The sequence below is a fragment of the Vibrio sp. Scap24 genome, assembly GCF_013394185.1.
In the GTDB taxonomy this organism is placed as follows: domain Bacteria; phylum Pseudomonadota; class Gammaproteobacteria; order Enterobacterales; family Vibrionaceae; genus Vibrio; species Vibrio pomeroyi.
On record NZ_CP041333.1, the window covers coordinates 247,280 to 257,687 of the forward strand.

12 protein-coding genes are annotated in these 10,408 nt (G+C 46.8%); all 12 read right to left on the bottom strand.

Features of this window, described 5'->3' with window-relative positions; genetic code table 11:
- Positions 1-45: 45 nt before the first annotated feature.
- From FLM53_RS16695 to FLM53_RS16750, 12 genes are read right to left on the bottom strand one after another with little or no spacing between them, the layout of a single operon-like run.
- Positions 46-1,269 (bottom strand): VWA domain-containing protein, encoded by a 1,224-nt coding sequence (locus tag FLM53_RS16695; protein ID WP_176678939.1) that lies wholly within the window; start codon positions 1,267-1,269, stop codon positions 46-48.
- Positions 1,262-1,822, bottom strand: coding sequence for a tight adherence pilus pseudopilin TadF (gene tadF / locus FLM53_RS16700; protein ID WP_176678938.1), 561 nt, complete (start codon positions 1,820-1,822; stop codon positions 1,262-1,264). The genes FLM53_RS16695 and tadF overlap by 8 nt, the downstream gene beginning before the upstream one ends.
- Complete coding sequence (locus tag FLM53_RS16705) at positions 1,809-2,258, bottom strand: TadE/TadG family type IV pilus assembly protein (RefSeq protein ID WP_176678937.1); 450 nt, start codon at positions 2,256-2,258, stop codon at positions 1,809-1,811. The genes tadF and FLM53_RS16705 overlap by 14 nt, the downstream gene beginning before the upstream one ends.
- Complete coding sequence (locus FLM53_RS16710) at positions 2,258-2,998, bottom strand: tetratricopeptide repeat protein (protein ID WP_176678936.1); 741 nt, start codon at positions 2,996-2,998, stop codon at positions 2,258-2,260. Before FLM53_RS16710 ends, FLM53_RS16705 begins: the two co-directional genes overlap by 1 nt.
- Positions 2,995-3,846: a type II secretion system F family protein gene (locus FLM53_RS16715; RefSeq protein ID WP_176678935.1), complete on the bottom strand. Its 852-nt coding sequence runs from the start codon at positions 3,844-3,846 to the stop codon at positions 2,995-2,997. The genes FLM53_RS16710 and FLM53_RS16715 overlap by 4 nt, the downstream gene beginning before the upstream one ends.
- Positions 3,843-4,757: a type II secretion system F family protein gene (locus FLM53_RS16720; protein ID WP_176678934.1), complete on the bottom strand. Its 915-nt coding sequence runs from the start codon at positions 4,755-4,757 to the stop codon at positions 3,843-3,845. Before FLM53_RS16720 ends, FLM53_RS16715 begins: the two co-directional genes overlap by 4 nt.
- Positions 4,754-6,100, bottom strand: coding sequence for a CpaF family protein (locus tag FLM53_RS16725; protein ID WP_176678933.1), 1,347 nt, complete (start codon positions 6,098-6,100; stop codon positions 4,754-4,756). Before FLM53_RS16725 ends, FLM53_RS16720 begins: the two co-directional genes overlap by 4 nt.
- On the bottom strand, positions 6,100-7,260 hold the full coding sequence (locus tag FLM53_RS16730) for an AAA family ATPase (RefSeq protein ID WP_176678932.1): 1,161 nt from the start codon (positions 7,258-7,260) through the stop codon (positions 6,100-6,102). Before FLM53_RS16730 ends, FLM53_RS16725 begins: the two co-directional genes overlap by 1 nt.
- On the bottom strand, positions 7,257-7,880 hold the full coding sequence (locus FLM53_RS16735) for a CpaD family pilus assembly lipoprotein (protein ID WP_176678931.1): 624 nt from the start codon (positions 7,878-7,880) through the stop codon (positions 7,257-7,259). Before FLM53_RS16735 ends, FLM53_RS16730 begins: the two co-directional genes overlap by 4 nt.
- Positions 7,881-7,887: 7 nt before the next feature.
- Positions 7,888-9,285, bottom strand: a complete 1,398-nt coding sequence (locus tag FLM53_RS16740) for a type II and III secretion system protein family protein (protein ID WP_176678930.1) — start codon at positions 9,283-9,285, stop codon at positions 7,888-7,890.
- Complete coding sequence (gene cpaB, locus FLM53_RS16745) at positions 9,278-10,159, bottom strand: Flp pilus assembly protein CpaB (protein ID WP_176678929.1); 882 nt, start codon at positions 10,157-10,159, stop codon at positions 9,278-9,280. Before cpaB ends, FLM53_RS16740 begins: the two co-directional genes overlap by 8 nt.
- A gap of 30 nt (positions 10,160-10,189) precedes the next feature.
- Entirely contained in the window at positions 10,190-10,369 is a 180-nt protein-coding gene (locus tag FLM53_RS16750) for a Flp family type IVb pilin (protein WP_017631077.1), read from the bottom strand.
- Between the last annotated feature and the right edge of the window lie 39 nt (positions 10,370-10,408).

Here is a 10,408-nt window from a genome sequence, read left to right on the forward strand (position 1 = left end):
TGTTTTTAACTGTGTTTAAAATTCAGTGTTTCTAATTAAGAAGTGCTAATTAGATGCTTGAGTGAGTTTTATGGTTGCCGAGTATTCAACGGCGAGAATGTCGGAAAAATACTCGTTGAGTTGGACGGTATTCGTGGCACTAAACACACGTGATGGATTCCCTGCGCAACGCTCGAATTGGGCGATTCGAGACGAGCTGACGCCATAGCCGATGAAGTTCATTTCGATGCCATATTGATTGATTGCGGTAGTACAGAACCCAGCGTTAACCAGTTGGTCAAACGTGTCTCCCTCGTCAGCACCATCGGTGAAGAGCACCAGCTTTCTTCTGGTTTCAGGTACTGTACTTACGTTGATTCCCCATGCTTGTTGCCAGCTCGGGATCAGCTGTCTCACTCCCCATAACAAACCGTGAAAAGAGCGAGTGCCGCCATTCGCCGTTAGGTTGTTTATCGAGTTTTGGACGCGAGAAAAGACGCTGGTTAATGGCAGCATTGGTGAATCTTGGTTACAGTCGCTTAACCATTGGCTTGGAGGTGTAAACTTCACAGGGCGTTCTGAGTGCAGCGTCGCTAGGTTGTCGACGGTCAGTGCCGCAGAAAAATTGCCATTGCGATAGCTAAGCCCATCAATACAGTAGATTCCTGCCGCTTCTTTGGATATCCAAGGTGGGCGCTGCGCTGCGACTCCAGAGTCGAAAGGAACGATTGAAATGCTGACAGAATCTAAATCGTTAGCATTCCTACTCTGAGATTGAATCGTATTCAAAGCATCGGACAAAATGGATTTCAACGACTGGATGTTTGAACCCATCGATCCAGACACATCAAGGACTAATACCAGCTCTGTTGGAATCGAAGAGTGCTTGCTTTCAACTACACCTTTATAACCACCACCTGTCGCCGTTACTTTTTTTGCGTAGCTTTCATATTCAAAGTTGGGCAGTAACGGTGACAATGAATAACCAAGGCTAATACGACAGCTTGATCCTTGGTTTTGTGGTGTTAATCCACTCACACCTTTTAGGGTTGGCTTATAGTACTCTTGGTAAGCCCGCATCATTGGGAGTGTGGCTGTGTCAGCAAAAGCACACGCTAATGCGGCCGAATCGGCGGCTTGCGCTGCTCGATTTGAAACCATCACTTGTGCGGAGATCATCAGGGTGCCAACAGCGATGAAAAGCGCTGGAAACAGTAACGCCAAGAATGAAATGGTCATGGAGCCTTGCTGCTTTTTAAGCGCAATGCTGCCGAATATTGGTTTAACCATAATGCTTTCCTATCACAACTGATGAACTTGAGAGTGTTTTAGGAAGATCGAGCCGCTTGTAGTCAAACGGTGTATTCACACATAAAGTGAGTTGAACCAAGGTGGATGGTCTTCCAACTAACGCAGGGTCGCCGCTTCCCTCAACGATAAGTGTCTCTAGTTGATCGATGGGTGTGTACTTTTGGCAGGTGATCCCGGCATGGATGTTCTTGTATTCCCAGTTCGAAGTAGTGGCATCAAATACACGGCTTTCAAGTACCAGCCCAATATCGCTGCGCTTGATGTCTTGCGGAAGATAACGTTCGGCGAGATCGAGAAGCTGATCCTTTAACGTATTAGGTAATCCGTTTGGGCCTTGCTCTGGTTTCAGTTGCGTTAGTGAAACGGCGTTGACTAGGTTATATGCCACGTTGTCGAGCTGAGTCTGTAGGTTGAATAAGCGGTAGGTAGCAACAAGTCCCCACAAAATGATCATGAGTGCGAGTACAACGAAGGGGAATTCAATCGCTGCTGAACCCGCTTGTTTTTTTCGAGGTGTTTTATTTGTTGTCATAACTAACCAGTACCTTTCTTTTCAAGGTTGTCATGTTGCCGATAGACTCAGAAAACTGAGTTGATAGATTAGGTAATAAGGCAAATGAAAATGAGTAAGACACCTTGTACTCGCCTAACACTGCTCTGCTTTTGGATACCGGTTTCTCATTAACTAAATCTGAGAAGTTTTCGGCGTATAGCGGCGATGGATCCAAGACGAGCTTGCTCTTATCTATCAGTGGGAACTTTGCGATAGTCTCGGCAAAAGCTTGGTCTGAAATAGGACTAATCGGCCGTGTCTTGGCCTCACGAACACCCGCATTAACGGCTACATCAAGGATGATGTTGACCAACAGCAGGCGGCAGATCTCAAAGAAACCGATGACCAGTATCAGGAACGGTACCACCAACATTGCAAACTCGACGCTCTGCGCCCCTTTCTGACGAGAGAGCATTACAGTGCTCCCTTGTCAGCTTGAGCTGCAAGCTCTTGGTAATACAGGCTATTGTTGGCGTATTCCGGTTGAGATAGGTGCGCGCGAGCGATACTTTTCGCTGAATCACTGTCTCCCGAAAGTGCGTAAGCCAGTGCTAGGTTGAGTTGAAGTTTTACACTCGCTTCGCCTCGGACAAAGATCGGGTGCAGAATTCGGATCCCTTGCTCTGGCCTTCCATCGAGAATCCAAGCCATGGCTAAGTTGTTGCGGTACTCATTACTGGATGGCATCAAGCTAAGAGCATGTGAGTAAGACTCACGCGCTTTTGAGTATTGTTTATTGAGCGAGTAACTTACGCCCAAACTGTTTTGAGCAACATCATCTGACGCTTCCAATCGGACAGACTCTTCGAGAGCTGATGTGGCTTGCTCTATTTCACCTAGGGCTAACCATGCTCGGCCAAGCTCTCTGTAAATTGCACTCGATTGGTTAAGCTCGATACCACGCTGTAGGTAATGCAGAGCTTCATCATAACGACTGGCTTGATTCGCGGCAGAGCCCATCAGCAATAGCAGTTGTGGGTCATTGGGATTCGCTGCCAGCAATTTTCTATAAAGATCCATGGCACTTTCTGGCTTGCCGTTCATCAGTGCAACCTCAGCGACTTTCATATCTTCAGTGGTCTCTGTTTCAACGTTACTAGTTGATTGGCAGCCAACTAAAATCAACGCCAAACCCAAGAGATAAATCTTGTTCATAAGCCCCCCAGAGTTTGTTTCAGGGTTAACATGATTGGCGCAACAACAATGATGACAAAAGGGATCATAATGAGTATCACCAAGGGAAATGACATCTTGGCTGGTATTTTTCCTACCCACTCTTCGAGCTCGAGAAAGTGATACTGACGACTATCAGAGGCAATCAGTTTTAATGCTTCTGCGAGAGGCGTACCGTATTGAAGCGCTTGATTCATGGTGGTCACAATATTGTTGATGTCAGGAAGCTGCACTCGCTTGTCTAGGTTTGAAAGTGCCGTTTGTGGTGAATCAAGAACCGATATTTCAGTCGCAGTGAGTAACCATTCGCGTGATAACGCTGGAGAGATAGAGCGCATCTCTTCACCGACACAGCGAAATACGGCTTCAAGTGTTAGACCTGATGCAACACACACCACCATCAAATCGACCGCATCAGGAATCACGCGACTAATTTGCATTCGGACTTGGTTCACACGCCAATCTAGAAGGCGATCGAACAGGATGCCGACCACAATGGCGATAGCGATACATTCGGCCGCAGAGTTGATGCTAAGCACCTGGATTCGAGTGGCATACCAAGCAATAGAGCCAGTCATCATTGCCAGTAGTCTCAAGCCAAGAAAATAGATCTCGGCATTCGGGTTCAACCAGCCAATGAGGATCAATTTCTGGCGTCGTGGTTTTGCGCCTTGGAAACGCCATTTGCTTGGAGCTGCGGTGTATTTAGAGGAATAGCTCGATACGCGAGTCAGTCGTTCGGCTACAACATCTCGTTTGAAAGAAGATAAGTGCGCGATAAGCGTGAGTAGTAATGCACACCCCAACAGAAGCAAGGCAACATAGATCATGACGAGAACCTCTTGTTACGAGTGAGAGAGTTCAAGACTAGGGTTCCCAAGCAGACGCTGCATAACGCATAAACCAACACATCTTGTCCTGATTTTGTATTGACTAAGCGATCTATCATCGTCGGTTCCATTACCGCGATCGCGGCTAATAAACCAATTGGCAGTAGAGATAAAAACAGGGCAGTCATACGAGGCTCTGAGGTCAAGCTCTTGACCTTTTTTCTCATCGCTCGGTTGTCATGCATGGTTCGGCTTAAGCTTTGAAGAATGTCGCGCAGTTGGCCACCATTTGATTGGTTCAGGATTAACGCGACCGAGAAGTAGCGGAAACTGCTGTAAGGAAGGCGAACACATGCATCATCGAGGCTTTGGCGAAGGCTTAAACCAAGCGCTAAGTTATCGCGAATGTAAGAGAACTCACGCCCTAATAGCCCAGGCTGTGTCTCTGAGACTTGCTCAATCGCTTGTGGAACCGAAAGCCCCGCTGCCACAGCCCTAGAAATTAAGCCCAGCACATTGATGATGCCTTGTTCGAATTCCTCTACCTGCACTTTTCGGCGATACATCACCAAGAAACATGCGCATACAAACCAAAGCCCAGCAGCGGCCAATAGTTGATGATGCATTGCCAGTTGGGGGAATAACATGTGACCCGCAACCGGGAAGCCGACAGCCGATAAGGCAATAAAATATTTATCCCAAATCGGCAGCAACGCATTAACTCGTAAGAAGAAAGCGTGCAGTTTGTTGTTTCGCTGGTGGTTAGTTTTTTTTATTGAAACGTCTGCTGAGAGTGATCTTTGACCACCACTGACTAACAACAAGCGCTTATTTACAATGGCTTGCTTTGAGTTCAAACGGAACAACGCGATCGCGAGCAGCAAAACGAAAACAGTGAGAACTAGAATCATCCGGCTTCAAGCTCCATAGCGACTCTGAGTTGAGCATCGAGTTGGTGGTACTTAGCTTTTTCATTGAAGCTCGGTACGCACTTAGCACTCTTATATTCGCCAATCAGGTTACCTTGTTGATCTTCCGATAATGGCTTGAAGGCGAACAAGTCTTGAGTGATGTATTGCTCTCCTTCTAACCCTTGCACCTCGGTGATCGAAACAATGCGCCTTTTGCCATCACGCATTCTTTCGACTTGGATAACGACATCGATGGTGTCTGCAATTTGGCGGCGTAATGAGAACAAGGGCAGAGTCACTTGGCTCATCATTAGCATGTTTTCCATACGTACCAAGGCGTCAGTCGCCGAGTTGGCGTGCAACGTACACAGTGAACCATCATGGCCAGTGTTCATTGCTTGCATCATTTCAAAGGCTTCATCACCACGAACTTCGCCTAAAATGATGCGATCTGGTCGCATACGTAACGCATTTCGCACTAACTCTCGCTGAGTAATCGGCGTTAAACCTTCTGCATTGGCAGGACGAGTTTCTGCGCGCACAACATGAGGTTGTTGTAGACGCAGTTCTGCGGTGTCTTCGATGGTAATGATGCGTTCTTGAGGTGAAATGCTAAAAGACATCGCATTGAGCAATGTGGTTTTACCTGCACCAGTGCCTCCTGCTACAAGCACATTAAGGCGGGAGCGCACAATAATATCGATAAGCTTAATCATCGATTTCGACATTGCACCAAACTGCGCTAATTGGTTGAGTGTGAGCTTATTCTCGTTGAATTTTCGAATGGAAATGTAGGTTCCATCTAGCGCCAGCGGTGGGATCATCACATTGACACGGCTACCATCATCCAGTCGTGCATCGACTAACGGGTTTGACTCATCGATTCTTCGCCCGACTTTGCTGACGATGCGTCTTGCTAGGTTGAGTAGCTGCTCCTCGTTACGAAATTGAACAGCAGTCTTTTGTAATTTCCCTGAGCGCTCTACGTAAACTTCACGGTAACCATTGACCATGATGTCGGTAATGCCTTGGTCTTCAAGCAAGGGCTGCAGTGGGCCTAAACCGAGAAACTCATTGAGCAGTTGTTCCACCGAATGAGCGACGTCTTTGTGACCAAGCGGTAGCTGCTTAGAGATCACTATATCTGACACCATTTCGGCAATTCTAGCTTCAAGATCGGACGCACTTAAGCTTACAACAACCGATGGGTCGATCGCCTTAATCACTTCTTCATGAATCACATGATAATGCTCACGAACTGAAGGTGTTGATGCCACGGATTTATGCGATAGAGATCTATTCACTTCAATCGGATCAATGGTTTTCGTGTTCTGACCAAACATTATGCGCCTCGCTTCCAAAAACGGCGGCTGCTTTGCTGCGGCTCACCAGTGACCAATTCAAGTAGAGAGTTAAAGGCGAGTTTCACTTTCCGGTTGCCTTTATGGGCCGGTTGACCAAGCGATGACTTTCTCAAGAAATGGTTTGGTAAAAATGGAATCACGACATCTACCGATGTTCCGAGTGATCTCTTCACATCATGGGCTGAAATCAGGGATGCAGAATCAGATTTACAATGGTTCAGCACCACAATCGTTTGTGAGTCCGTTTGGTTTTGAAGTCGTTTGATTATTTGGCCTGCATTGCGGATTGAGCTGAGCGTAGGCTCCACCACTATGATGCGGATATCGGCACTTTTTAGCGCTTCAAAGCCAACCTGGTCACGCAAGGAATAGGTTGGAATGTCGATTAACAAGTAGTCTGAGCTTTGCAGGCAGAACTTTGTAAACTGATCGAATGCACTCTTTTGTGGCCAGAATGGTGTTGTGTCTAAAGGCAGATAACCGGTAAAGAGCGTGTGCTCGGGTGACACACTGATCCCGCTGCGCTCGAACACGAGGGGCTCTAATCTTTCTGGATACTGTAAAAGTTCAACCAACGCCGTGTTGCCTTCAACATTGAGTAGCAGATCCAAATCGCCCATCGAGAAATCGAGATCCATACAAGTCACTCGTTTATCGAGCTCGGCAAGCTGCTGAGATAGCGTAGCGGTAATGGTGCTGCTCCCAGAACCCCCTTTCGCACTGACAATAGAAATGACTTTTTCATGGCGTTGTTCGCTATTGATTTGCAAAGCAGCAAACGAGACATGTTCAAGATCTTGTGATGTCACAGGATTGACCAAGTAGTCACTGGCACCTGAGGCGAGCATTCCACGGTATGCAAGAATTTCGGTTGAATGCCCAATCGCGATAACTTGGCACCCAGTACGTTTGATCAAACGTTGCACAACCTGTTTCGACTCTGAAAGATCCCAATTCAGAACATCGAGGAATAGGGTTTTAATATCGTTCTTGAGTACCTGTCTCACTATGTCATCTTCTTGAATCGAAGAGGTCGTGATGTTGTTGATACCACAGTCATTTAATGTGTATGTGAGTGCTAACGTATCGAGTTGCTCCGATGCCGCGATGAGTACCGCTAAGTTATGTACTTGATTCATTGCGAGCCTCCTAATGTGGTATTCGAAGAACCAGAGTTGGTCTGTTGGTTTTGTGCTGGTGGCGCAAAGTAATTGTCGATGCTGGACACCGCTTTTTGTCCTTGTGCGCTGTCGATGGGTTGACCAACAATTAGGTCTTTTGGATTCGCCACCATTTGTGCAAGTGCGCTCGCATTTGCACAACCAAAGTTGCGCTGAGTACGATAAGCGTTGAGTGTGGTTCTTGGCGTTTTCCCTGCGTCACAGGCTATGACTTTCGCACGGTAAGATTCCACTAAAATAGTGATGTCACCTTTACCTTCTGTTACTTCGTCTGACACTGAAATTTGCGCAGGGTAGAGACCTGATTCGATAAGGTGAAGCCTTACTTTCTCTAGTTGGCTTTCACCTTTCGGAGTCGTATTTTCGATCTTGACCATTAAGTTGGACAGCGTGCCTCGACGAACAATAAAGTCAGAGATGTCCGCTTGTTCTTGAGTCGACAATGTTTTGCCCGACAGTGTTAAAGTCAGTTTGTTTGTCACGGACACGACATCGACAGAAGGTTGCTGTGGTGTAAGCGTTGGAGCGCATCCCGCAAACACAAATAGGGCAGGGAGCAATAAGGATAATTTATTCATGATGACCTCAGTAATAGAACCCGTTGTCACCCAGTAAGCGAGGCTTCTGGTTGTCGGTGTAAGTCGCTTTATTATTTGATGCTTTTTGTTGATTACTTGGCCATGCCAGTAATCGTTCAACATCGCTCAACGGGATTAATCCATCGGTTGGTAGTGGCATTGAATCTGAGCGAGTCGGTTGCACCAGATACGCGGTTACTATGATGATTAGCTCGGTTTCTCTGCGAGTGAACTCGCTGGAACGGAACAGTGAACCTAGAACGGGAACCTCGCCAATCAACGGGACTTTCTGCAGTTGTTCGATGTCTTCCGATTTCAATAACCCACCCAAAGCAAAGCTCTGCCCACTGGCCAATTCAATGGTGGTGGACGCACTACGAGTCGTAAACGATGGGAAGTTAGTCCCGTGTATGACTAGTTGGCTTTCGATTGAGACGTTGCTAACTTCAGGGTTCACCTTCAAACTAATACGGTTTTGGCTGAGCACGGTTGGGGTGAAGTTCAGCTTTACGCCGAAATCCTTGTATTCGATTTGAGTGGTATCAGCAGTAATCAATGGTAAGGGAACTTGTCCACCCACCAAGAACTCGGCATCTTCGCCTGACATTGCGGTCAAGTTAGGCTCTGCAAGTACAGACATCATCCCATTGGTTGCAAGTGCATCAATCAGAGCAGTAATGCTCGGCTTGCCCCAACTACTGACATTAGGCAGCTTTGAAAATGAAAATTGCCCCACACCATCTGCGATCGAGCCCCATTTCACTCCCAACTTGTTGGACACATTTCTTGAGACTTCCGCGATCTTCACACGAATGTTGACCTGATTTGGCATGGTCACAACCAACTGATTGATCAGTTCATCATCATTGGATTGAGTCTGCTGATTTTGATTGGTTGAATTACTGCTGTTGTTACTGTTTTCCTGTGAACTCGAGCTCTCTTGTTGTTCGGTAGAACCGATAATAGGGGATAAGTAGCCTTTCGCTAGCGCTACGATATTGTGTGCCATCATAGGAGAGGGAACACGACCTTTAAGCCATAACTTTCCGCCCAGAGACTCCGCGTTGACTGACGCTTCTGGGAACTTGTTTTTAACCAGTTCATTGAACTCACGGCTGTTATGCGTGACGCGAATCTTGTTGGTATAAATCACGCGTTCTTGTTCATTCAAAACGGTGATCGTAGCGCTGCCCGCTCGCTTACCGAATATCATCACCTTGGTATTGGTCAAGGTTTGGTAATCAGCGATATGGGTGCTCGAGATGAAAATGGATTTCGCTTTTTCTGGTAAGTGAATCATTCTTGCCTCATTGATCGTCACATCAAATGTTGATGCTGCAGATGCAAAAGAGACACATAGGCTTGAGAGCAGGAGAACACCCCACCAACGACAGATATTAGCCATTGTTATCAGCTCCAGTATTAGTTTTAACCGTTTTATTGTCGGCTCTAAATTCCACCAATCCCACGTCAGGTAATACCTGAGTTGTGTCTGGAGAAATGACTTTCAGCGTCACTGCATTTGCGTGTTGAGGTTGATCTTGAGCCTCGTTTTGCCCACGCAATACAAGCGTTAACTTTCCTAATTGTTTCGCAAGTACCACTTGGTTTGCTTGCTCGGGTGTCACTTCTAAAGAGACACTGCTGTCGTCAGGGATACCATTTTCGAAACCATTCGATTCCCGAGCCTTTTGATAAGATTCTGCCGTTTGCTTGTTATTAAATGCCAAGACTCTTGCATCATGCACTATCGTTGTAACGTACAGTCCTTGAGATGAATTGCCGTAACGAAGTAGCTCACCATCTTGTGAACCGAGTAGGAGAATATCCACTCGGTCGCCCGGTTCAATGAAGCCTGAATTAGACGTGACTTGATCGACAGGAACCGAAATCGCGCGATAGCCCGGTTGCAACTTCAATGAGAGCGAGTAGCCACCTTTAGGTTCTGTAATATCGGTCTTCGATAGCACTGAGTCTTTGACTAACTTGGTACGTGCTAGCCCTGACATCGTGTGGTCGGCAGAAATATCTTCCGGCGTTACATGGTCGATGTAGTTCTCCAACTCTTGCTGTGGAACTTCTTTCCATCGGAACGAGTTTGGAGTGTAGGCTTGGCCTATCTCAATCGTGCGAGTTGGAACCAGCACTTTAACCGTTTGCTTAGCGGCGTGTTTAGAAGAGGTGGTCGCAGACTCGCTATTGGTTTGGCTTAACAGTAAAACGGACAATCCGAGCACCGAGCAAAATAACGACAGCAACATGAGTCGCTTGGCAGTCATAACTATTCCTTTAATTTACGGTAAACGGACTTATTCTGATTCTTGAGCTTCGCGGAGCTGATCGACGACAGTTTGGTAAGCGCCAGTAATGGCTTCGGTTAGATCACCATTTTCGCCGCCTACAAAATTAAGCAAGACCACAGACATTGCTGCCGCGAGAATTGCGTATTCGATAGCGGCCGCGCCGCGCTGCTTTTTCTTGTTAAACATGTTGTTATTTCCTAGATGAAAGCAGCCTCAGCTGAGGCT

What these genes read in the sequence shown, in the direction of transcription:
- FLM53_RS16695 (WP_176678939.1), bottom strand. Translation starts at nt 1,269, where the DNA reads ATGGTTAAACCAATATTCGGCAGCATTGCGCTTAAAAAGCAGCAAGGC.
- tadF (WP_176678938.1), bottom strand. Translation starts at nt 1,822, where the DNA reads ATGACAACAAATAAAACACCTCGAAAAAAACAAGCGGGTTCAGCAGCG.
- FLM53_RS16705 (WP_176678937.1), bottom strand. Translation starts at nt 2,258, where the DNA reads ATGCTCTCTCGTCAGAAAGGGGCGCAGAGCGTCGAGTTTGCAATGTTG.
- FLM53_RS16710 (WP_176678936.1), bottom strand. Translation starts at nt 2,998, where the DNA reads ATGAACAAGATTTATCTCTTGGGTTTGGCGTTGATTTTAGTTGGCTGC.
- FLM53_RS16715 (WP_176678935.1), bottom strand. Translation starts at nt 3,846, where the DNA reads ATGATCTATGTTGCCTTGCTTCTGTTGGGGTGTGCATTACTACTCACG.
- FLM53_RS16720 (WP_176678934.1), bottom strand. Translation starts at nt 4,757, where the DNA reads ATGATTCTAGTTCTCACTGTTTTCGTTTTGCTGCTCGCGATCGCGTTG.
- FLM53_RS16725 (WP_176678933.1), bottom strand. Translation starts at nt 6,100, where the DNA reads ATGTTTGGTCAGAACACGAAAACCATTGATCCGATTGAAGTGAATAGA.
- FLM53_RS16730 (WP_176678932.1), bottom strand. Translation starts at nt 7,260, where the DNA reads ATGAATCAAGTACATAACTTAGCGGTACTCATCGCGGCATCGGAGCAA.
- FLM53_RS16735 (WP_176678931.1), bottom strand. Translation starts at nt 7,880, where the DNA reads ATGAATAAATTATCCTTATTGCTCCCTGCCCTATTTGTGTTTGCGGGA.
- FLM53_RS16740 (WP_176678930.1), bottom strand. Translation starts at nt 9,285, where the DNA reads ATGGCTAATATCTGTCGTTGGTGGGGTGTTCTCCTGCTCTCAAGCCTA.
- cpaB (WP_176678929.1), bottom strand. Translation starts at nt 10,159, where the DNA reads ATGACTGCCAAGCGACTCATGTTGCTGTCGTTATTTTGCTCGGTGCTC.
- FLM53_RS16750 (WP_017631077.1), bottom strand. Translation starts at nt 10,369, where the DNA reads ATGTTTAACAAGAAAAAGCAGCGCGGCGCGGCCGCTATCGAATACGCA.